Origin of the sequence: Kitasatospora sp. NPDC092948, assembly GCF_044754805.1 — a bacterium.
In the GTDB taxonomy this organism is placed as follows: Bacteria; Actinomycetota; Actinomycetes; order Streptomycetales; family Streptomycetaceae; genus Kitasatospora.
Genome location: NZ_JBIVPU010000002.1, coordinates 991621 through 1014182 on the forward strand (window position 1 = coordinate 991621; position 22562 = coordinate 1014182).

The window sequence follows — 22562 nt, forward strand, 5'->3', positions numbered from 1 at the left end:
CGCGCCGACAGGCACTTTCCGGAACTTCGGGGCGCTCAGCTCCCGTGCGCCGTCGAGCAGTTGTTCGACAGTGCGTCAGTTCAGCGGCAGCCGGGCGACCAACAGGCGGCCGTCCATGGTGACGCCGCCGTCCATCGCGATGGCCAGCTCGTCGGCGTAGATGTACGGGCCGGGCACGTGCGGCGGGGTGCCGTCCTCCGGGTGGTCGCCGGTCAGGTACGGGATCGGGCTGTGGCCGTGCACCACCCGGTAGCCGCCGTACATGGCGAGCAGTTCCTGCGCGGCCATCGTGCCGGCCTGGCCGCGGAACGCGAACCGCTTGGTGAACTTGCGGAAGGCGTCCCACCATTCGTCGATGCCCTCGTCGGCGAGCAGCGCGTGCACGGCGTCGTTGACGTCGGCGATGGTCTCGCCGTACTCCAGGTACGCGGTGGTGTCGGAGTGCAGCAGCAGGTGGCCGTCCTCCAGCGCCATCGCGGGCAGCCGGGACAGCCAGCTGATGTGGTGCGGCTGCAGGCGCTCCAGGTCGTGCTGCTGGCCGCCGTTGAGCCGCCAGGCGGCCAGGAACGAGGCGGTGCCGGCGGTGGACTGGACGGCCTCGTCGCCGTACCGGGCGGCGCCCAGGAACAGCAGTTCGTGATTGCCCATCAGGGCGCGGCAGTAGCCGCCGGCCGCGGCTGCCTCGGCGGCCAGCTGCATCACCAGGTCGATGACGCCGATGCCGTCCGGGCCGCGGTCGGTGAAGTCGCCGAGGAACCAGATCCGGGAGCGGCCGGCCGACCAGTGGCCGTCGGCGTCGATCAGGCCCTGCTGGTGCAGCGCGGCGAGCAGCTCGTCGAGGTAGCCGTGCACGTCGCCGATGACGAACAGCGGGCCGGGGCCCTCGCCGGGCTCGGGCTGCGGGTAGGGGAAGTGCACCTCGACGGCGGGCGCCGCCTCGATCGGCGGGCCGAGCTCGATGGTCGGCGGGTCGTCGTGCGGGGCGGCCCCGGTGGGGGCCCAGTGCCCGGGCACGGGCGCGCTGTCGCCGAACTGCCCGGCGGGGGCCCAGTGCTGCTCCAGGTAGTGGGCGCCGCCGTAGGTGCTGTGGGTGTCCTCGTACTGGTAGCCGGCGGGTGCGGCCGGCTCGAACCAGGAGCCTTGCGGGAGCACGTCGAGGTCCTGGCGGGAGCGGATGCCCGAGTGCGGGTGCTCGGGTTCGCGGAAGAGGTCCTCGGGTGTCATTCGCCCATCATAGGAAGCGCACTCTCCCGCCGTCCTCACCTGGTCGGTATCCGTCTTCCCTGTTGACCCGCCGGGCGGCGGGTCGGCCGCCCGGTCTGCCCCGGTCCGGGATGGTCCGGACCGCGGGCGGGCGCGGGCGGCGCGCGTTCACACCTCGCCCGGCGGGCGGGGCGGACTGACCGTGGTGCGCGGGCTGCGACGCTGCGAGGAGGCCCGCACGATCAGTTCGGTGGGCATCAGGGTGCCGGGCGGCGGGCCCGTCCCGGCGGTCCGGTAGCGCGGCGGGAACAGCCGCCCGGGCGCCGATCCCGACCCCGCGTCGACTCCTTCGATCGCGTCGATCAGCAGGTTGACCACGGTGGTGCCGATCCGACGGGGTTTCAGCGACAGGGTGGTGATCGGCGGTTCGGTGTTGGCGTACACGTCGGACTCCGAGCAGCACACCAGCAGCAGGTCGTCCGGCACCCGCAGGCCGTAGCGGCGGGCGGCGGCCAGCAGGTCGGTGCCGTTCGGGTCGAACAGCCCGTACACCGCGTCGGGCCGGTCCGGGCGGGCCAGCAGCCGGTCGGCCGCCACCGCCCCGGCGGCCGGGTCGTGCGCCGGGTACGCCTCGTACACCGGCTCCTGGCCGACCCGGTCGCACCAGGCGAGGTACGCCTCGGTGGAGAGCCGGGTGTAGGTGTCGGTGGAGGTGCCGGTGAGCAGGCCGATCCGGCGGGCGCCGGCCTCGCTCAGGTGCTCCAGGATGCCGAGCACCGCCGCCTCGTGGTCGTTGTCGACCCAGGCGGTGACCGGGCAGTTGCCGGGTTTGCCGTCGGAGACCACCGGCACGCCGGACCGGTACAGCTCGGTGACCAGCGGGTCCTGGTCGGGCGGGTCGATCACCACCGTGCCGTCCAGCGCGATGTTGCTCCACACGTCGTGCCGGGAGGACGCGGGCAGCACCACCAGGGCGTAGCCGCGGCCCAGCGCGGCGCTGGTGGCGGCCCGCGCCATCTCCGCGAAGTAGGCGAACTCGGTGAAGGTGAACGGCTCTTCGCCGTACGTGGTGACGGTCAGTCCGATCAGGCCGGACCGGCCGGTGCGCAACGTCCGGGCGGCGGCGGAGGGTCGGTAACCGAGGCGCTCGGCGACCTCGCGGACCCGGCTGCGGGTCTCGTCGGGGAGGCGGCCCTTACCGTTGAGGGCGTCCGAGACCGTGGTGATGGAGACTCCGGCGGCCGCCGCGACGTCCCGGATGCCTGCCCGTTCCAGGCGCCGTGAGGCGGTGGCTCGGCGACCGTTCTGATTGGCTGCTGCTGTCATGGCGGACCGATCGTATGGCGCATCGCGGCGTTCTGTGACCGCTTCGCCACCCTGCGTCGCAGATACGTTTCTCCATGACCGCCACCGGGGTGCACCCTTCGATACCTGTGGTTTTCCAGGCCTAATACCTCTGACATGTGCCAAAGGAACCCGGCAGAATGGCTGATCTGCACCCGTAACCCGGACGAGCATCTCACCCTGACGGGTGAGGGGCGGTCGGTATCGTTCACGGCACCCGACCGGGGAGCGATCGGCACCACCGCCGAGGAAGAGAAACGGAGAACCCCGTGGTTCAGCGTGAGCACGGCCCCCGCCTGCGGCCGAGCCTGGACGGCATTCCCAGCTACAAGCCCGGAAAGCCCGCCGGCGCGGACTCCTTCAAGCTGTCCTCCAACGAGAACCCCTACCCGCCGCTGCCCGGCGTGCTGGAGGCCGCGGTCGCCGCCGCCGGCGCGTTCAACCGCTACCCCGACATGGGAGTCGGCGCGCTCACCGCCGAACTCGCGCAGCGCTTCGACGTCCCCGCCGAGCACATCGCCACCGGCACCGGCTCGGTCGGCGTCGCCCAGTCCCTGGTGCTCGCCACCGCCGGCGAGGGCGACGAAGTCATGTTCGCCTGGCGCTCGTTCGAGGCCTACCCGATCATCACGCAGATCGCCGGCGCCACCCCGGTGCCCGTCCCGCTCACCGCCGACGAGGCCCACGACCTCGACGCGATGCTGGCCGCGATCACCGACCGGACCCGGCTGATCTTCGTCTGCAACCCCAACAACCCGACCGGCGCCGCCCTGCACCGCGAGGAACTGGTCCGCTTCCTGGACGCCGTGCCCGCGCACATCCTGATCGTCCTCGACGAGGCCTACCGCGAGTTCATCCGCGACGAGGACGTCCCGGACGGCATCGAGCTGTACCGCGACCGCCCCAACGTCTGCGTCCTGCGCACCTTCTCCAAGGCCTACGGCCTGGCCGGCCTGCGGGTCGGCTTCGCCGTCGGCCACGAGCAGGTCGCCGGCGCGCTGCGCAAGACCGCCGTCCCGTTCGGCGTCAGCCAGCTCGCCCAGGACGCCGCGGTCGCCTCGCTGCGCGCCGAGGACGCCCTGCTGGAGCGGGTCGAGGCGCTGGTCGCCGAGCGCGCCCGGGTCACCGCCGCGCTGCGCGCCCAGGGCTGGACCGTGGTCGACTCCGAGGCCAACTTCGTCTGGCTGCGCCTCGGCGAGCGCACCCTCGACTTCGCCGCCGCCTGCGCCGAGGCCGGCGTGGTGGTCCGCCCGTTCCCCGGCGAGGGCGTCCGCGTCTCGATCGGCGAGGTCCGGGGCAACGACCTGTTCCTGGGCGCCGCGGAGGCGTTCCGCAAGGAGATCTGACATCGAGTCAGGTGACGGGGTGGGCAACGCGGTTGCCCGCCCCGTCGGCGTGGAAGGACTCCCGGCGGCAGCGACCGCACCGCAGGGAGAGCCCGGATGAGCCCGCAGCACACCGACGTCACGCCCACCACCTGGTACAACATCCTCCCGGACCTGCCCGAGCCGGTCCCTCCGATGCTGCACCCCGGCACCAAGGAGCCGGTCACCGCCGCGGACCTCGCACCGCTGTTCCCCGCCGAACTCGCCGCCCAGGAACTCGGCGGCCCCCGCGAGGTCGACATCCCCGGCCCGGTCCTCGACCTCTACCGCCGCTGGCGGCCCGCCCCGCTGGTGCGCGCCGAACGCCTGGAGCGGGCCCTCGGCACCCCCGCCCGGATCTACTACAAGTACGAGGGCGGCAACCCGACCGGCTCGCACAAGCTCAACACCGCGCTCGCGCAGGCGTACTACAACAAGCGGGCGGGTGTGACCCGGCTGGTCACCGAGACCGGCGCCGGGCAGTGGGGCAGTGCGCTCGGCCTCGCCTGCTCGTTCCTGGAGCTGGACTGCGAGGTCTTCATGGTCCGGGTCTCCTACGACCAGAAGCCCTACCGGCGGGCCCTGATGGAGACCTACGGCGCGCGCGTGCACGCCTCGCCCTCCGAACTGACCGACGCCGGACGGGCCGCGCTCGCCGACGACCCGGCGGCCACCGGCAGCCTCGGGCTGGCGATCTCCGAGGCCGTCGAGTCGGTGGGGCGCTCCGGCGGCAGCGCCAAGTACGCGCTCGGCTCGGTGCTGAACCACGTGCTGCTGCACCAGACCGTGATCGGGCAGGAGGCGCTCGCCCAGTTCGCCCGGCTCGACGACTACCCGGACGTGGTGATCGGCGCGGCCGGCGGCGGCTCCAACTTCGGCGGGCTGGCCTTCCCGTTCCTCGGCGAGCAGCTGGCCGGGCGTCGCGCGGTGCGGGCGGTCGCGGTGGAGCCGGCGTCCTGCCCGTCACTGACCCGGGGCCGCTACGACTACGACTTCGGCGACAGCGCCGGCAGCACCCCGCTGCTGAAGATGCACACCCTCGGGCATGCCTTCACCCCGCCCGCCATCCACGCCGGCGGGCTGCGCTACCACGGCATGTCGCCGATCGTCAGCCACCTGAAGGAGCTGGGCCTGGTGGAGGCGGTGGCGGTACCGCAGACCGCCTGCTTCGAGGCCGGGGTGGCGTTCGCCCGCGCGGAGGGCATCGTCCCGGCCCCGGAGTCCACCCACGCGGTGCGGGTGGCGGTCGACGAGGCGCTGGCCTGCCGGGAGTCCGGCGAGTCGAAGGCGATCGTGTTCGCGCTCTCCGGACACGGACACTTCGACATGCAGGCGTATCTCGACCACTTCGCGGGGAAGTTGACCGACTGACCGGCGCGGGCGGGTGAACCGGTGACGGGACTTCACTGGGAGCTTCCTGGCAGTCGGGTCAAGAGCTGGTGGTCCGTCGGTGGGTTCGCGGAGCCCGGGCGGGTGAAGTGCGGCGATTCGTCCGGATCGCCGCTCCCAGCGGGCGGTCAGGGTCCGCACAGGGTGGCGCAAGAGCGCGGGACGATGCTTCTGCGCCATGAAGGTGCTTCCGCGACGGCGTGGTGCCGTCCTCGTCAACTCCGCGCTCGGCGTGGCCCTGCTGGGCGGGGCCGCGCTGGCGTACACCACCCTGGACAGCGGGACCAGCAAGGCCGCCACCGGGGCCAAGGTCCGGACGGCCACGGTCGCCAAGGGCACGGTCCAGGCCACCGTGTCCGGATCGGGCACGCTGTTCTCGCCCTCCGACGCCGGCCAGGACTTCGTCACCGGCGGTCGGCTGACCGCGGTGAAGGTCGCGGTCGGCGACACGGTGAAGAAGGGTCAGGTGCTCGCCACCGTCGACACCACCACCGCCCAGCAGCAGGTCGACCAGGCGCAGTCCGCGCTGACCGCGGCCCAGGCCAACCTGACCAAGGCGGAGGCCGGCGAGACGGTCACCACCACTGTCCCGGGCACCGGCTCGTCCGGCTCGTCCGGCTCCGGCTCGGGTTCGGGCGGCTCCGGCACCGGCGGGTCGTCCGGCCGCAGTGGCTCCGGCTCCGGCTCGGGCTCCGGCGGGGCCGCCACCACCATGCAGCCGACCACCACGACCACCGTGAAGGTCGACCAGGCGCAGGTCGCCCAGGCCCAGCAGCAGGTCGACAACGCGCAGACCACGCTGACCAACGCGAACACCGCGCTGGCCGGCACCACACTGACCGCCACCACCGACGGCACCGTCGCCTCGGTCTCCGGCAAGGTCGGCGACACCGTCTCCGGCGCCGGTTCCTCCTCCGGCGGCTCCGGCGCCTCCTCGACGAGCGCCAAGTCCACCAGCGGCAGCGGCAGTTCGAGCACCACCCCGACCGGCTTCATCGTGCTGACCAACCCCTCCGGGATGGAGGTCACCGCGAACTTCTCCGAGCTGGACTCGCTGAAGCTGAAGAAGGGCCAGACGGCGACCGTCACCCTGAACGCGCAGTCCGACACCAAGCTCGACGCCACCGTCCTGTCGGTCAGCTCGCTGCCGTCCAGCTCCACCAACGGCGCCGTGCAGTACGGCGCGACGCTCCAGATCTCCGGCGACACCTCCACGCTGCGCACCGGCCTGAGCGCCACCATCTCGGTGGTCACCGGCTCCGCCGACAGCGCCCTGTCGGTGCCCACCGCGGCCCTCCAGGGCACCGGCGCCACCCGCACCGCGACCGTGCTGCACGACGACGGCTCCACCGAGCGGGTGCAGGTCACCGTCGGCATCGAGGGCGACAGCACCGTGCAGGTCACCGAGGGCCTCACCGAGGGCGAGAAGGTCGAACTGACCGCCACCACCGCGGGCACCGGCAACGGCTTCCCGTCCGGACAGTTCCCCGGCATGGGCGGCGCCGGCGGGTTCGGCGGCGGCGGCGCGGGCGGCTTCGGCGGCGCGGGCGGCCGCAGCGGCGGCAGCGGCGGCGGCAACGGCGGCGGGGGTTCGCGCGGATGAGCACCGGCAAGCCCCCGGTGATCCAGATCCGCCGGGTCACCAAGTCCTACGGCCACGGCGATGCCGTCGTGCACGCCCTGCGCGGCCCGCTCGACCCGGACGGCGCGCCGCTCGGCGTCGACCTGGACGTCGCCGAGGGCGACTACGTGGCGGTGATGGGCTCCTCCGGCTCCGGCAAGTCCACCCTGATGAACATCCTCGGCTGCCTGGACGTGCCCACCGCCGGCCGCTACCTGCTGGACGGCACCGACGTCGGCCACCTCGACGAGGGCCAGCTCGCCCTGGTGCGCAACCGCAAGATCGGCTTCGTGTTCCAGTCGTTCAACCTGGTGCCGCGCACCACCGCCCTCGCCCAGGTCGAACTGCCGCTCGCCTACGCGGGCGTGCGGGCCGCCGAGCGGCGCCGCCGGGCGCTGGCCGCGCTGACACTGGTCGGCCTGGCCGACCGGGCCGGCCACAAGCCCAACCAGCTCTCCGGCGGCCAGCAGCAGCGCGTCGCGGTGGCCCGCGCACTGGTCACCGCGCCCGCGATGCTGCTCGCCGACGAGCCCACCGGCAACCTCGACAGCCACTCCACCGAGGAGGTGCTGGGCATCATCGACGGCCTCAACACGCGCGGCCGCACCGTGGTGATGATCACCCACGAGGACGAGGTGGCCCGGCACGCCAAGCGGGTGGTCCGGCTGGTCGACGGCGCGATCGTCTCCGACGTCCGGCAGGCCCCGGTCGACGGACCGCCGCCGGCCCTGGCAGCGGAGGTGGTCGCGTGATCGTCTGGCAGATGATCCGCTTCGCGGTCGGCGGCCTCGCCGCCAACAAGATCCGCTCCGCGCTGACCATGCTCGGCGTGCTGATCGGCGTGGCCTCGGTGATCCTGCTGCTCGCGGTCGGCAACGGCTCCTCGGTGGCGGTGAAGGAGTCCATCACCTCGCTGGGCACCAACTCGCTGACCGTCTCCTCCTCGGCCTCCCGCGGCTCCGCCACCGCCGCCAAGAAGCTCACCGTGGAGGACGCCAAGGCGCTCGCCTCGGCCACCGACAGCCCGGCCGTCAAGTCGGTCGCCCCGGTGGTCACCACCACCGGCACCGCGCTGTACGGGAACATCTCGTACCAGCCCGGCCAGATCGTCGGCACCTACCCGGCGTACTTCGAGACCGCCAACCAGAAGGTCGCCGAGGGCGACTACTTCTCCGCCGACGACGTGCTGAACTCCCGCAAGGTCGCGGTGCTCGGCTCCACCACGGCGAAGGAGCTGTTCGCCAACGAGGACCCGATCGGCAAGAAGATCACCATCGGCGGCACCCCGTTCACCGTGACCGGCGTGCTCGCCACCAAGGGCTCCACCGGCTTCAACGACCCCGACGACGTGGTGATCGCCCCGCTGCCGACCGTGCAGAACGCGTTCACCGGCTTCGGCTCGGTCAACCAGATCCTGGTGCAGGCGTCCTCCGCCGACACCACCGCCGAGGCGCAGGCCGACATCACCCGGATCCTGATGGGCACCCACGCCATCAAGGACCCCACCAAGGTCGACTTCCGGATCAGCAACCAGACCTCGCTGCTGAGCGCCCGCGAGTCCACCACCAAGACCTTCACGGTGCTGCTCGGCGCGGTCGCCGCGATCTCGCTGCTGGTCGGCGGCATCGGCATCACCAACATCATGCTGGTCACCGTCACCGAACGGACCCGGGAGATCGGCATCCGCAAGGCGCTGGGCGCGCCCCGCGCGGTCATCCTCGGCCAGTTCCTCGCCGAGTCCACCCTGCTGTCGGTGATCGGCGCCGGCCTCGGCGTGCTCGCCGGGATCGTCGGCTCGCACTTCTCGGTGGTCGGCATCAAGCCGGTGGTGATCCCCGAGTCGGTGCTCGGCGCGTTCGCCATCGCCGTCGCCATCGGCCTGTTCTTCGGCAGCTACCCCGCCAACCGGGCCGCCTCGCTGCGCCCCATCGACGCCCTCCGGCACGAGTAGAAGGAGCCCTTTCATGTCGGACGAGCAGGAGCTGCTGGCCACCGCGCCGGACGCCCGCGACATCACCGCCGAGCTGGCCGCGCCGCCGCGCCGCAAGCTCCCCTGGCCCACCCTGGCGCTCTCCGGCGCCCTGATCGCCGTGCTGTCCTTCGCCGGCGGCGTCTGGTACCAGAAGGACAGCGGCACCAGCGGCGGCAACGGCACCCGGGCCTCCGGCGGTCAGAACCCGGGCGGCGCCGGCCAGCAGAACGGCCGCCGCGGCGGTGGCCAGGGCGGCTACGGCGGCGGCCAGAACGGCCAGGGCGGCGGTCAGTTCCCCGGCGGGGGCGGCTTCACCCGCGGCACCGTCAAGTCGGTCGACGGCAGCACCGTCTACCTGACCGACGCCAACGGGAACACCGTCAAGGTCACCACCGGCGACTCCACCAAGGTCACCACGACCAAGGAGGGCAAGGTCGGCGACCTCCAGCCCGGCCAGAGCGTCACCGTGATGGGCAGCAAGGGCGCCGACGGCTCCTACAGCGCCACCCAGCTCACCGAGGGCGGTGCGGGCGGCTTCGGCGGCCCCGGCGGCGGCCGCGGTGGTCAGGGCGCTCCGGGCGGTCAGGGGGCCGGGGCCGGTACCGGTTCGGGCACGAGCGGATGACCGAGCGGTTCTTCATTCACTTGGCGTAGCCTGCCCGGGCTAGGGTCTGTCTGACAGTGTTCGGTCGGGCGTGCCCGGCGGACCTCGTCAGACCGTCCCGGAAACCGCCCGGGCCGGCCCTTTTCGTCCCGGCCCGGGAGGCGGAGCAAGATCGTGTCAGGCGCAGTGCAGCCGAGCTCGTCCGCGGCGAACCCGGCAGGCGGTGAACCGTTTCTGTTGGTGGTGGACGACGAGCCGAACATCCGCGAGCTGCTGTCGGCCAGCCTGCGCTTCTCCGGCTTCCGGGTGGCCTCCGCCGCCACCGGCCAGGAGGCGCTGGACGCGGTCGCCGCCGAACGCCCCGACCTGGTGGTGCTCGACGTCATGCTGCCCGACCTGGACGGCTTCACCGTCGTCCAGCGGCTGCGCGACCAGACCCAGTGGCCGGGCAGCCCCGAGCACGTCCCGGTGCTGTTCCTGACCGCCAAGGACGGCACCGGCGACAAGGTCCAGGGCCTGGCCGTCGGTGCGGACGACTACGTCACCAAGCCGTTCAGCCTGGAGGAGCTGATCGCCCGGATCCGGGCGATCCTGCGCCGGGCCGGCGGCCCCGCCGACGACGGCCGCCTGGTGGTGGCCGACCTCACCCTGGACCCGACCGCGCACGAGGTCACCCGCGGCGGCGTCCCGGTCTCGCTCTCCCCCACCGAGTTCAAGCTGCTGCACTACCTGCTGGCCAACGTCGGCCGGGTGGTGTCCAAGGCGCAGATCCTCGACCACGTGTGGGCGTACGACTTCGGCGGCGACCTGTCCATCGTCGAGTCGTACATCTCCTACCTGCGCCGCAAGCTCGACTCCGGCCCGGCGCACGGCCCCAAGCTGATCCACACGGTGCGCGGCATCGGCTACGCGCTGCGCCGCCCGCCGAACGGCTGAGATGGCCCGCTTCTCGCTGCGGGTCAGGCTGCTGGTGCTGGCGTTGCTGCTGGTCACCACCGGCCTGGTGGTCAGCGACACCTGGGTGCTGGGCACCGTCCGCACCCAGCTGGTGGAGCGCACCGACCAGCAGCTGGAGCGGTACGCGGAGCCGCTGGCGCGGCGCGCGCCGACCCGCCAGCAGACCCCGATGTCGGTGTTCAGCCCGCAGACGCTGAGCCGCCGCACCGGCCAGACGCTGCCCAGCGAGTACGTGGTGCGCTACCTGGGCGCGGACGGCGCCGTGCTGTCGGTGCTGCGCCAGCCGCTGACCGACTCCGAGCCGGCCCCGCAGCTCCCGGTGCTGACCGCCGCCGCGCTGGCGCACCGGGAGAGCGAGCCGTTCACCGAGAAGGTGCCGCGCGGCGGCGAGTGGCGCTCGATGGTGCTGCCGCTGCAGCGCACCACCGCGGGCGACTTCGGCTCGCCGCGGTTCGTGCAGGTCGCGGTGCCGCTGGACGACGTGCAGTCGACCATCAAGCACCTGCGCACCACCTTCTTCACCATCGGCGGCGCCGTCCTGATGGGCCTGGCCGGCCTCGGCGCGATCGCGGTGCGGGCCGGGCTGCGGCCGCTGCGACAGCTGGAGGCGGGCGCGCAGCGGATAGCGGACGGCGACCTGTCGCACCGGATGCCGGAGCTGCCGGCCCGCACCGAGGTGGGCCGGCTGTCGGCGGCGCTGAACCGGATGCTCACCGACATCGAGACGGCGTTCGCCGACCGGGCCGCCTCCGAGCGCCGGATGCGCCGTTTCGTCGCCGACGCCTCGCACGAGCTGCGCACCCCGCTGGCGGGCATCCGCGGCTTCGCCGAGCTGCACCGGATGGGCGCGCTGGACGACGTGGACCGGGCGATGGACCGGATCGAGTCGGAGGCGGTGCGCCTCGGCGCCCTGGTGGAGGACCTGCTGATGCTGGCCCGCCTGGACGAGGAGCGCCCGCTGAACCTCGCCCCGATGGACCTGCGCACGCTGGCCGCGGACGCCCTGCACGACCTGACGGCGCTGGACCCGGGCCGCCCGGTGGCGCTGACCGGCCCGCTCGGCGAGGGCGCCCCGCAGGCCGCACCGGTGCTCGGCGACGAGGCCCGGCTGCGCCAGGTGGTGAGCAATCTGGTGGGCAACGCGGTCAAGCACACCCCGGCGGGCACCGCGGTGCGGATCGGGGTGGGCCGGCTGGACGGCGAGTGCCTGCTGGAAGTGGTGGACCGCGGGCCGGGCATGACGGAGGATCAGGCCGCGCTGGTGTTCGAGCGCTTCTACCGGGTGGATGCCTCCCGGGTCCGCCGGGCGGGCGAGAGCGGGGGAGCGGGCCTGGGTCTGGCGATCGCCTCCGCGCTGGTGGTCGCGCACGGCGGCGAGCTGACCCTGCGCACCGCGCCGGGCGACGGCGCGGCCTTCAGGATGGCCCTGCCGCACCAGCGCTGACCTGGGCTGATGCCCCGTCAGTGCGGTCGCTGTCAAGCGCCGTTCAGTACATCGGCGGAGCCCGGCGGAGGCTTGTCGCGGCCCGAGCGGGCGGCGGATCATTCGACTGTCGGAAAACACCCCCCCCGTGCGAACGCACTGATAAGCATCATGGATACTGCTCTTGTGAACGTGTTCACGTTCACAAGCGGACAAGCTTGGGCAGGTTCGGCACGGTTGCGTGCTAAATATGCTTTTTGTCCGGCAGGCACATCCTGTGAGAGAGGGCGCAGTGGACCTAGCAGTCGCTCACGAGACCATCTCGCGATGGCAGTTCGGCATCACCACCGTCTACCACTTCCTCTTCGTTCCACTGACGATCAGCCTCGCCTCGATCGTGGCCTGCCTGCAGACCGCGTGGGTGCGCACGGGCAAGGAGAAGTACTTCCACGCCACCAAGTTCTGGGGCAAGCTCTTCCTGATCAACATCGCCATGGGCGTGGTCACCGGCATCGTCCAGGAGTTCCAGTTCGGCATGAACTGGTCCGACTACTCCCGGTTCGTCGGTGACGTGTTCGGCGCCCCGCTGGCGATGGAAGCGCTGATCGCGTTCTTCTTCGAGTCGACCTTCATCGGGCTGTGGATCTTCGGCTGGGACAAGCTGCCGAAGAAGATCCACCTGGCCTGCATCTGGATGGTCGCCATCGGCACCGCGCTGTCCGCGTACTTCATCCTGGCCGCCAACTCCTGGATGCAGCACCCGGTCGGCTACCGGATCGACCCCGCCACCGGCAAGGCCCAGCTCACCGACATCGTCCGGGTGCTGACCCAGAACACCGCCCTGGTGCAGGTCTTCCACACCCTCACCGCCGCCTTCCTCACCGGCGCGGCCTTCGTGATCGGCATCTCCAGCTACCACCTGTGGCGCGCCAAGCAGGGCAAGCAGACCGACCGGCGCAAGACCGCCGCGATGCGCACCTCGCTGCGCTTCGGCCTGGCCCTCGCCGTGGTCGCCGGCCTCGGCACCGCGATCAGCGGCGACACCCTCGGCAAGGTGATGTTCGAGCAGCAGCCGATGAAGATGGCCGCCGCCGAAGCGCTCTGGGACACCCAGGCCCCCGCCCCGTTCTCGGTCTTCGCCGTCGGCGACGTCTCCAAGGGCCACAACTCGGTCGCCCTGGAGATCCCCGGAATACTGTCCTTCCTCGCGCACAACGACTTCTCGTCCGAAGTGCCCGGCATCAACGACATCGCCGCCGCCGAGGCCGCCCAGCACGGCGGGCAGCCCACCGACTACATCCCCAACATCTTCGTCACCTACTGGGGATTCCGGCTGATGATCGGCTTCGGCATGACGTCCTTCGTCGCCGCGCTGATCGGCCTGTGGACCACCCGCCGGAAGTTCTGGCTGGCCCCCGAGCACCGCACCGGCGAGGACGAGCCGCCGAAGCTGATGCTCACCAAGAACCGCGAGATGAGCGTCTTCTTCACCCGGTGGAGCTGGCGGATCGGCATCTTCACCATGGGCTTCCCGCTGATCGCCAACAGCTTCGGCTGGATCTTCACCGAGATGGGCCGCCAGCCCTGGGTGGTGTTCGGCCTGATGCGCACCCGTGACGCGGTCTCCCCCAACGTCACCGTCGGCACCCAGGTGGTCGGCCTGTGCACGCTGACCGCCCTGTACGCGATCCTCGCCGTGATCGAGGTCAAGCTGCTCGCCAAGTACGCGGCGGCCGGCCCGAACACGGACGAGAAGCCGCCCGCCAAGGACCCGACCCTGCGCGGCCCCTCGGACGAGGACGCCGATCAGCCGCTCGCCTTCGCGTACTGAGGACGGATCACATGCACCTGCACGACTTCTGGTTCATCCTGATCGCCGTCCTGTGGATCGGCTACTTCTTCCTGGAGGGCTTCGACTTCGGCGTCGGCATCCTCACCCGGGTGCTGGCCCGCAACACCGCCGAACGCCGCGTCCTGATCAACACCATCGGCCCGGTCTGGGACGGCAACGAGGTGTGGCTGCTCACCGCGGGCGGTGCCACCTTCGCGGCCTTCCCCGACTGGTACGCCACCCTGTTCAGCGGCTTCTTCATCCCGCTGCTGGTCATCCTGGTCTGCCTGATCGTCCGCGGCGTCTCCTTCGAGTACCGGCACCAGCGCGAGGGCGCTCGCTGGCAGCGCAACTGGGAACTCGCCATCTTCTGGACCTCCCTGCTGCCCTCGTTCCTGTGGGGCGTCGCCTTCGGCAACATCGTGCGCGGCGTCGACATCGACCAGAACAAGAACTACGTCGGCACCCTCTGGGACCTGCTCAACCCGTACGCCCTGCTCGGCGGCTTCACCACCCTGCTGCTGTTCACCTTCCACGGCGCGGTGTTCACCGCGCTGAAGACCACCGGCGACATCCGGCTCCGCGCCCGGGTCCAGGCCAACGTGTTCGGACTGGTCACCGCGGCGCTCGCGGCGGCCTTCCTGATCTGGACCCAGGTCGACACCGGCAACAAGTGGAGCCTGGCCGCGCTGATCGTCGCGGTGCTGGCCCTGCTCGGCGCGCTCGGCGCCAACACGGCGGGCCGTGAGGGCTGGGCGTTCGGCTTCAGCGGACTGACCATCGTCGCCGCTGTCGGCATGCTGTTCCTGGCGCTGTTCCCCGACGTGATGCCCTCCAGCCTGAACCCGGCCTGGTCGCTGACCGTCAGCAACTCCTCGTCGTCGCCCTACACGCTCAAGGTGATGACGATCGTCGCGGTGATCTTCACCCCGATCGTGCTGCTCTACCAGGGCTGGACGTACTGGGTCTTCCGCCGCCGGATCGGCGTCCAGCACATCCCCGCCGCCCACCACTGAGGCAGGAGTACCCCCTGATGGACAGCCGGCAGCGGATGCGTCCGATCGACCCCCGGCTGCTGGCGTACGCCCGCACCACCCGCGCCTTCCTCGCCGGCTCCGTGCTGCTCGGCGGGGTGGGCGCGGCCCTGCTGGTCGCCCAGGCCGCGCTGATCGCCGAACTGGTGGTGCGGGCCTTCCAGCACGGCGAGTCCCCGCTGCGGGGGCCGCTGCTCGGCCTCGCCGCCGTCACCCTCGGCCGGGCGCTGGTCGCCTGGCTGACCGAACTCACCGCCCACCGCTCGGTCGCCACCGTCAAGTCCACCCTGCGCCGCCGGCTGCTCGACCACGCCACCGCGCTCGGCCCCGGCTACCTGACCGGCCGCCGCACCGGCGACCTGGCCACCCTCGCCACCCGCGGCGTCGACGCCCTCGACGACTACTTCGCCCGCTACCTGCCGCAGCTGGCCCTCGCCGTGGTCGTCCCGCTGGTGGTGCTGGCCCGGATCCTCGGCGCCGACTGGGAGTCCGCCGCGATCATCTGCGTGACGCTGCCGCTGATCCCGCTGTTCATGATCCTGATCGGCTACGCCACCCAGGCCCGCACCGACCGCCAGTTCGCCGGCCTGTCCCGGCTCTCCCACCACTTCCTCGACGTGGTGGCCGGCCTGCCCACCCTCAAGGTCTTCGGCCGGGCCAAGGCCCAGGCCGCCGCGATCGGCCGGATCACCGAGGACTACCGCCGCGCCACCATGCGCACCCTGCGCCTCGCCTTCGTCTCCTCCTTCGCACTGGAACTGCTCTCCACCCTCTCCGTCGCCCTGGTCGCCGTCTCCATCGGCTTCCGGCTGGTGAACGGCACCCTCGACCTGGAGACCGGCCTGCTGGTGCTGGTCCTCGCCCCCGAGGTGTACCTGCCGCTGCGCCAGGTCGGCGCGCTCTACCACTCCAGCGCCGAGGGCCTGGCCGCCGCCGGGAAGATCTTCGAGGTGCTGGAGACCCCGCTGCCCGAGGCCGGCCGCCGCCCCGCCCCGCCGGTGGCCGCCGCCGACCTGCGGATCGACGGACTGACGGTCCGTCACCCCGGCCGCACCCAGGACGCCCTGCACGAGGTCTCGCTGACCGTGCCGGCCGGGCGCACCACCGTGCTGACCGGCCCCAGCGGCGCCGGCAAGACCACCCTGGTGAACGTCCTGCTCGGCTTCGTCCGCCCGGACGCCGGCCGGGTGCTGATCGGCGACCAGCCGCTCGCCGACACCGACCTGACGAGCTGGCACGCCCAACTCGCCTGGGTCCCGCAGCACCCCCACCTGTTCGCCGGCACCGTCGCCGAGAACGTCCGCCTGGCCCGCCCCGACGCCACCGACACCGAACTCGCCGCCGCCCTCGCCGCCGCCGGGGTCGACTTCGCCGACCCCGGCACCCGGCTCGCCGAGATGGGCCACGGCCTGTCCGCCGGCCAGCGCCAGCGCCTCGCACTGGCCCGCGCGCTGCTCGCCGACCGCCCGCTGCTGGTGCTGGACGAACCCACCGCGCACCTCGACCCCGTCACCGAGGCCGCCCTGCTGGAGACCCTCGGCCGGCTCGACCGCACCGTCCTGCTGATCACCCACCGGCCCGCGCTGATCGCCCTCGCCGACCACCACGTCCACCTGCCCGGCCCGCCCGCGGCCGCCGTCCCCGCCCCCGTTCCCGCCCCCGCGACGGCCCCGGCCCCGCAGCCAGGCGCGGCCCGGCCCGTGCCCCGCGCCGAGGCCCCGGACGAGCCGGCCCCCGCCGCGAAGCCCCGGCTGTGGCCCGCCGTTCTGCTGGGCTCGCTCGCCCTCGGCTGCGCCGTCGCGCTGATGGGCACCTCCGGCTGGCTGATCTCCCGCGCCTCCGAGATGCCGCCCGTGCTGTACCTGATGGTCGCCGTCACCTCGGTCCGGGCGTTCGGCATCGGCCGCAGCGTGTTCCGCTACGCCGAGCGGCTGGTCTCGCACGACGCCGTGCTGAAGGCCCTCGGCGGCATCCGCACCGCCGTCTACCGCCGACTGGAGCAGCTCGCCCCCGCCGGGCTGCCGCAGTTCCGGCGCGGCGACCTGCTGTCCCGGCTGGTCGCCGACGTCGACGCGGTGCAGGACTTCCACCTGCGCTGGCGGCTGCCCGCCGCGGTCGCCGCCGTGGTGTCGCTGGCCGCCTCCGCCGCGCTCGCCGCCTTCCTGCCGCTCGCCGGACTGGTGCTCGCCGTCGGCCTGCTGCTCGCCGGGGCCGCCGTCCCCGCACTGGAGCGCCGGATCTCCGGCCGCACCGAGCGCCGGCACGCCCCCGCCAAGGGCGAGCTGGCGACCGCCGTGCTGGACACCCTGACCGGCACCGCCGAACTGACCGTCGCCGGCGCCCTCCCCGACCGGCTGCGCGCCACCCGCGGCGCCGACGCCGCGCTGACCCGGCTGGCCGGGCGCTCCGCCGCCTCCGGCGCGCTCTCGGCGGGCCTGGTGGCCCTGATCTCCGGCCTGACGGTGGTGGCCGCCGCCGCGGCCGGCGTGCGCGGCGTCGCCTCCGGCGCGCTGCCGGGCGTCTGCCTGGCGGTGGTGGTGCTGACGCCGCTCGCCGCGTTCGAGGCGGTCGCCGGCATGCCCACCGCGGTGCGGTTCCGGGAGCGCGCCCGGGCCTCCCGGGAACGCCTCGACGAGGTGCTGGCCTCGCCCCTGCCGGTGGCCGAGCCCGCCGAGCCGAAGGCGCTTCCCGTCGATCAACTGCCCATTCTGGTCAGCGACCTGACGGCCCGCTGGCCCGGGGCGTCGCGGGACGCGCTGCGCGGCGTCGACCTGGAGCTGCGCCCCGGCCGGCGGGTCGTCGTGGTCGGCCCGTCCGGCTCCGGCAAGACCACCCTCGCGCACGTCCTGCTGCGGTTCGTCGAGCCGTCCGCCGGCTCGGTGCGGCTGGCCGACGGCAGCCCCGATGCCGTCGACACCCGCGAGCTGGCGGGCGAGGACGTCCGCCGGGTGGTCGGCCTGTGCGCGCAGGACGCGCACGTCTTCGACAGCTCGGTCCGGGAGAACCTGCGTCTCGCCCGCCCCGACGCCGACGAGACCCAGCTGCGCGCCGCACTCTCCCGGGCCCGCCTGCTGGACTGGGTGGACGGCCTGCCCGAGGGCCTGGACACCATGGTCGGCGAGCACGGCGCCCGGCTCTCCGGCGGCCAGCGCCAGCGCCTCGCCCTGGCCCGGGCGCTGCTCGCGGACTTCCCCGTGCTGGTGCTGGACGAGCCCGCCGAACACCTCGACGTGGCCACCGCCGACGCGCTCACCGCCGACCTGCTGGCCGCCACCGAGGGCCGCACCACCCTGCTGATCACCCACCGGCTCGCCGGCCTGGACGACAACAGCGTGGACGAGGTGCTGGTGCTGGACGACGGCCGGGTGGTGGAGCGCGGACGCTGGTCGCGGCTGGCGACCCGCCCCGGCGGCCGGCTCGCCGCGATGCTGGCCCAGGAACGGACCGGCGACTCCCGGCAGCTGGCCGCCTGACCGGCCGTCCGGGCGGGTGCCGCCCCGCCCGGAATCCCGGACGAACCGGGTCGAACCAGGTCGAACAGGCACACTGGTGGCATGGATCAGCCCGCCGCCGAGAACGGTCCGCCGCGCATTCCCGAGATCTCCTCGCTCGGGCTGGACACCCTGGTCACCGAGGTCTCCGAGCGGCTCCAGTCGGCCGCCGCGGTGGCCGACCGGATGCAGCGGCTGCTGGAGGCCGTGGTCTCGGTCGGCGCCAACCTCGACCCGCACACCACCCTCCAGCGGATCGCCTCCGGCGCCGCCGAACTGGTCGACGCCCGGTACGCCGCGCTCGGCGTGGTCAACCCGCACGGCGGCGGCCTGTCCGACTTCATCCACGTCGGCGTCGACGACGCCACCGCCCGCCGGATCGGCCGGCTGCCGTCCGGGCGCGGCATCCTCGGCGCGCTGATCGACGACCCGCGGCCGCTGCGGCTGACCGACCTGTCCACCGACCCGCGCTCGGTCGGCCTCCCGCCCGAGCACCCGCCGATGGTGTCCTTCCTGGGCGTGCCGATCCGGGTCCGCGGCGAGGTCTTCGGCAACCTCTACCTGACCGAGAAACAGGGCGGCGGCGCGTTCACCCCCGAGGACGAACAGGTGGTGCTGGCGCTGGCCGCCGCCGCCGGCGTCGCGATCGAGAACTCCCGGCTGTACGAGGAGGGCCGGCGCCGCGAGCGCTGGATCACCGGCGCGGCCGCCGTCACCACCTCACTGCTCTCCACCGACGAGGCCCGGATCGCGCTGACCGTCGCCGCCGAACAGGTCCGCGAACTCGCCGAGGGCGCGCTCGGCATGGTCCTGCTGCCGGCCGGCGAGAACCGGATGCGGGTCGCGCACGCCTCCGGCGAACGCGCCGACTTCCTGGTCGGCGAGCTGCTCCCCGAACACGGCCTCGCCCCTCGACTGCTGGCCGGCGAAGCCGTCCACCTGGACGACCTGGCGGCCGCCCCCGAGACCGCTTCGGACAGTCAGTTCGACCGGTTGGCACGGGAGTTCGGGCCGTCCATGGCGGTGCCGATGGTGTCCTCGGGCCGGGTGCTGGGCGCGCTCTGCGTGTGGCGCGAGGCCGACGCCGCACCGTTCACCGACACCGAACGGAAACTCGCCCAGACCTTCGCCTCGCAGGCCGCGCTGGCCCTGCGGCTGGCCGAGTACCAGCTCAACCAGCAGCGGCTGGCGGTCTTCCAGGACCGCGACCGGATCGCCCGCGACCTGCACGACCTGGTCATCCAACGCCTGTTCGCCACCGGGATGATGCTGGAGACCGCGGCCCGCCGGGCCATCGTCCCCGAGGTGCAGGACGGCATCGACCGGGCCGTGGACGAACTCGACGCCACCATCCAGGAAGTCCGCACCACCATCTACGCCCTCCAGCACGGCGACAGCGACGACGAACCCGACACCCTGCGCACCCGGGTGCTGCGCGAGGGCAGCCAGGCCGCGGCGGCGCTCGGCTTCCGGCCCGCCATCACGTTCACCGGGCCGGTGGAGAGCCTGGTCGGCGAACAGGCCTCCCGCCAACTCCTCGCTGCGCTCCGCGAGATGCTCTCCAACGCCGCCCGGCACGCCCGCGCCTCCCGGGTCGCGGTGGAGGTCGACGCCACCGTCCACCTCGGCCCCGACGGCCGCCCCGTCCGCCTCGACCCGGCCCACCCCGGCCTGCCCGGCGTCCTGCTCACCGTCACCGACGACGGCGTCGGCATCCCCGCCGACGGCCGCCGCTCCGGCCTGCGCAACCTCACCCGCCGCGCCGAGGCCCTCGGCGGCGACGCCTGGCACGAGCCCGGCCCGCACGCCAGGGGCACCAGGGTCCGCTGGACGGCGCGACTCTGAGGAGGCGTCAGAGCAGGGTCTCGATGACGGCGGCGACGCCGTCCTGGTCGTTGCCGGCGGTGTGGCGGGTGACGGAGGCGAGTACCAGGGGGTGGGCGTTGGCGACGGCGTAGGACTGGCCGGCCCAGGCGAGCATTTCGAGATCGTTGGGCATGTCGCCGAAGGCGACGACCTCGGCGGCGTCGATGCCGTGCTGGGCGCACCAGCGGGCCAGGCTGCTGGCCTTGGTCACGCCGGGGGCGCTGATCTCGATCAGCGGGATGGGGCTGGAACGGGTGACCTCGGCGAGCGGGCCGACGACGGCGCGGGCCCGGGCGAGGAACTCGTCGGGGGACAGGTCGGGGTGCTTGCCGAGCAGCTTGAACAGGCCGTCCACCCGGCCGGAGGCGAGCAGGTCGGCGGCCGGGCCGACCGGGTGGTCGTGGTCGGACTCGCCGAAGAAGACGGTGTACTCGGGCTCCCGGGCGAACCCGTCCGGGAACTCGAACGCGAAGGCGGTGCCGGGGAGTTCGGCGCGCAGCCGCTCGACGACGGTGAGCGTGTCGGCGCGGTCCAGCGGGCTGGTCTCCAGCAGCTCGCCGCGCCGGACGTCGACCACCGCGCCGCCGTTGGAGCAGATCGCCACGCCGTGGCCGCCGATGTGCGGGCCGAGGTGCCGCATCCAGCGGGGCGGGCGGCCGGTGACGAACACCACCTGCACGCCGGCGGCCTCGGCGGCGGCCAGCGCGGCCGCCGTCCGGGCGGTAACCGTCCCGCCGGCGCACAGCAGGGTGCCGTCGAGGTCGGTGGCGATCAGGCGGGGGCGCGGGGAGGCGGTCATCCGTCCATCTTCGCGCACTCGTGCGAGAACCGGACCCGCCCCGGGCAGGGCGGGTCCGGAACGGTCAGGCGGCGACGTTCAGGGTGAGTGCCGCAGTGTGCAGGGTGCCGCCGGTCCGGAACTGGAGGAACAGCCGCCAGTCGCCGGGCTTCGGCAGCTCGGCGTGGAAGGAGAGGGTCGGGCCGCCGCCCCCGGGCGTGACCGGGGTCTCCGGGTGGAGGTGCGCGAACGCCTGGTCGCCGGCGTGGAAGGCGGTCAGGTGCGCGTACGTCTCCAGGTAGGGCTCCAGGTCGGTGACCGGCTGCCCGTCCTTGGTGACGGTGACGGTCAGTGGCCCGGCCGCGCCGGCCTTCGGTGCACCGGCCACCGTCACCGTGTAGCCGTCGACGCCGGTGCTCGCGGCGGCGGCCGGCAGCGGCACCGCGCTCGCCTGCCCGGCCACCGCGGCGGTGCGGCTGAGCACCAGGCCGGTGCCCTTGCCGCTGCCCGCGCCGGGGACGAACGAGGCGTACATCCGCCACTCGCCGGGCTGCAGGGCGGCGAGCGACGCCGTCCAGGCGCCGTCGGCGCCGCGCACCGGGTGCAGGTGCTGGAAGCCGGACAGGTCGGAGCGGATCGCGTAGAAGTGCATCTCCTCGGTCTGCTCGGGCTGGTACTCGGTCAGCACCTTGCCGTCCGGGCCGGTCACGGTGAACCGGTACGTGCTGTCGGCCAGGGCGCCGTCCAGCCGGTAGCCGCCCTGCTCGGCGGCCAGCCCGTCGGTGCTGCCGGCCATGCCCGCCATGCCGTCCGGGCCGTGGCTCATCCCGGGCATGTCCTGCATGCCGCCGGGCCCGGAGGCGGACGGCGCGGCGCCGTGGTCCGTGCCGGACATCGCGTCGCTGCCGCAGGCGGCCAGCGTCAGGGCGAGCGCGGCGGCGGTCGCGGCGGTGAGCAGGGTGCGGCGGGTGGTCGTGGTGGTGCGGGTCATCGGAGTTCGCTCCAGGGTGCGCGCGCACCGGCGGTGCGCGGTCGCGGACAGGACGCGGCGCCCGGCGGCCCCTTCTCGGGCCCGGCCGGGTGGCGTCCTCACCTGCGGGCGACGCAGAGCCGGATCAGCAGCTCCGGCCCGCCGTCCGGCGGGGCCCGGCCGCCCTCGGAGCCGCCCGCGCGGAGCGGTCCGGCGGCGGTCGCCGGCGGGTGGGTCCACGGCGCGGCGGCCGTCGGGCCGGTCGGGTGGAGCTGGTCACGGGCGGGAGTGGAGACGCAGTCGACGGCGGAACCTTCGTGCGCGCCCGGCGCACGGACGGCCGCCCGCGCGCTCCCCTCCCCGGCGTGCGCGTCCATCGGGTGGGCCGTCACCGCGGCCGCCGCCACCCGGTGGCACCCGGCGGCACTCGCCGGGCTCCCGTGCATCAGGAACAGTCCGAGCAGCAGCGCGCACAGCACCGCCCACCGGGCGACCGTCCGCCCGCCGGGGTCCGTCGCCCGCCCGGTCCGCTCCATCACCGCCACGATACCCCTGCCGGGTATCTGTGCAAGGTAAGCCCCGGCGGCGTCGGGCGGCTCCCGCGCTCGGTCAACAAGGCGTCAAATTCCCTGGCAGCAGCGGTCAGTACGGGCTCGATCGGCTGTTGCCGTTCGGTGACGAATCGCCGATCCATTGCGAACATCAGCTCGACAGA

17 protein-coding genes are annotated in these 22562 nt (G+C 73.3%); 12 read left to right on the forward strand and 5 right to left on the reverse strand.

Going from position 1 to position 22562, the window contains the following annotated elements; all coding sequences use genetic code 11:
* Positions 1-75: 75 nt before the first annotated feature.
* Together ACIQF6_RS09395 and ACIQF6_RS09400 are read right to left on the reverse strand one after the other, a co-directional pair.
* Positions 76-1224: a metallophosphoesterase gene (locus ACIQF6_RS09395; RefSeq protein ID WP_400892073.1), complete on the reverse strand. Its 1149-nt coding sequence runs from the start codon at positions 1222-1224 to the stop codon at positions 76-78.
* A gap of 147 nt (positions 1225-1371) precedes the next feature.
* Positions 1372-2529, reverse strand: coding sequence for a LacI family DNA-binding transcriptional regulator (locus tag ACIQF6_RS09400; RefSeq protein ID WP_400892075.1), 1158 nt, complete (start codon positions 2527-2529; stop codon positions 1372-1374).
* A gap of 287 nt (positions 2530-2816) precedes the next feature.
* Here ACIQF6_RS09400 and hisC point away from each other — a divergent pair, with 287 nt between their 5' ends.
* The 12 genes from hisC (at position 2817) to ACIQF6_RS09460 (ending at position 20078) form a co-directional block, all read left to right on the forward strand.
* The gene (hisC, locus tag ACIQF6_RS09405) at positions 2817-3893 is read left to right on the forward strand and encodes a histidinol-phosphate transaminase (protein WP_400892077.1); all 1077 of its coding nucleotides are present in this window, start codon (positions 2817-2819) and stop codon (positions 3891-3893) included.
* Between the two features lie 96 nt (positions 3894-3989).
* Positions 3990-5282 (forward strand): TrpB-like pyridoxal phosphate-dependent enzyme, encoded by a 1293-nt coding sequence (locus ACIQF6_RS09410; RefSeq protein WP_400892079.1) that lies wholly within the window; start codon positions 3990-3992, stop codon positions 5280-5282.
* A 196-nt stretch (positions 5283-5478) separates the two neighbouring features.
* Positions 5479-6903, forward strand: coding sequence for an efflux RND transporter periplasmic adaptor subunit (locus ACIQF6_RS09415; protein ID WP_400892081.1), 1425 nt, complete (start codon positions 5479-5481; stop codon positions 6901-6903).
* Positions 6900-7673 (forward strand): ABC transporter ATP-binding protein, encoded by a 774-nt coding sequence (locus tag ACIQF6_RS09420; RefSeq protein WP_400892083.1) that lies wholly within the window; start codon positions 6900-6902, stop codon positions 7671-7673. The genes ACIQF6_RS09415 and ACIQF6_RS09420 overlap by 4 nt, the downstream gene beginning before the upstream one ends.
* Positions 7670-8872 carry an ABC transporter permease gene (locus ACIQF6_RS09425; RefSeq protein WP_400892085.1) on the forward strand — a complete coding sequence of 401 codons (1203 nt, stop codon included), beginning with the start codon at positions 7670-7672 and terminating at the stop codon, positions 8870-8872. The genes ACIQF6_RS09420 and ACIQF6_RS09425 overlap by 4 nt, the downstream gene beginning before the upstream one ends.
* A gap of 13 nt (positions 8873-8885) precedes the next feature.
* Complete coding sequence (locus ACIQF6_RS09430; RefSeq protein ID WP_400892088.1) at positions 8886-9518, forward strand: hypothetical protein; 633 nt, start codon at positions 8886-8888, stop codon at positions 9516-9518.
* Between the two features lie 213 nt (positions 9519-9731).
* The gene (locus tag ACIQF6_RS09435; protein WP_400892221.1) at positions 9732-10433 is read left to right on the forward strand and encodes a response regulator transcription factor; all 702 of its coding nucleotides are present in this window, start codon (positions 9732-9734) and stop codon (positions 10431-10433) included.
* Position 10434: 1 nt separating this feature from the next.
* Positions 10435-11898: a sensor histidine kinase gene (locus ACIQF6_RS09440; RefSeq protein WP_400892090.1), complete on the forward strand. Its 1464-nt coding sequence runs from the start codon at positions 10435-10437 to the stop codon at positions 11896-11898.
* A 271-nt stretch (positions 11899-12169) separates the two neighbouring features.
* On the forward strand, positions 12170-13708 hold the full coding sequence (locus ACIQF6_RS09445) for a cytochrome ubiquinol oxidase subunit I (protein ID WP_400892092.1): 1539 nt from the start codon (positions 12170-12172) through the stop codon (positions 13706-13708).
* Between the two features lie 11 nt (positions 13709-13719).
* The gene (gene cydB, locus ACIQF6_RS09450) at positions 13720-14724 is read left to right on the forward strand and encodes a cytochrome d ubiquinol oxidase subunit II (RefSeq protein ID WP_400892095.1); all 1005 of its coding nucleotides are present in this window, start codon (positions 13720-13722) and stop codon (positions 14722-14724) included.
* A 35-nt stretch (positions 14725-14759) separates the two neighbouring features.
* Entirely contained in the window at positions 14760-18215 is a 3456-nt protein-coding gene (cydD, locus tag ACIQF6_RS09455) for a thiol reductant ABC exporter subunit CydD (protein WP_400892224.1), read from the forward strand.
* Positions 18216-18296: 81 nt separating this feature from the next.
* Positions 18297-20078 carry a GAF domain-containing sensor histidine kinase gene (locus tag ACIQF6_RS09460; RefSeq protein ID WP_400892098.1) on the forward strand — a complete coding sequence of 594 codons (1782 nt, stop codon included), beginning with the start codon at positions 18297-18299 and terminating at the stop codon, positions 20076-20078.
* 7 nt (positions 20079-20085) lie between these two features.
* Here ACIQF6_RS09460 and ACIQF6_RS09465 read toward each other — a convergent pair whose 3' ends face one another.
* From ACIQF6_RS09465 to ACIQF6_RS09475, 3 genes are all read right to left on the reverse strand, one after another.
* Positions 20086-20898 carry an HAD family hydrolase gene (locus tag ACIQF6_RS09465; protein ID WP_400892100.1) on the reverse strand — a complete coding sequence of 271 codons (813 nt, stop codon included), beginning with the start codon at positions 20896-20898 and terminating at the stop codon, positions 20086-20088.
* A 64-nt stretch (positions 20899-20962) separates the two neighbouring features.
* Entirely contained in the window at positions 20963-21868 is a 906-nt protein-coding gene (locus ACIQF6_RS09470) for a hypothetical protein (RefSeq protein ID WP_400892103.1), read from the reverse strand.
* A gap of 98 nt (positions 21869-21966) precedes the next feature.
* Positions 21967-22383, reverse strand: coding sequence for a DUF6153 family protein (locus ACIQF6_RS09475; protein ID WP_400892105.1), 417 nt, complete (start codon positions 22381-22383; stop codon positions 21967-21969).
* Positions 22384-22562: the final 179 nt, after the last annotated feature.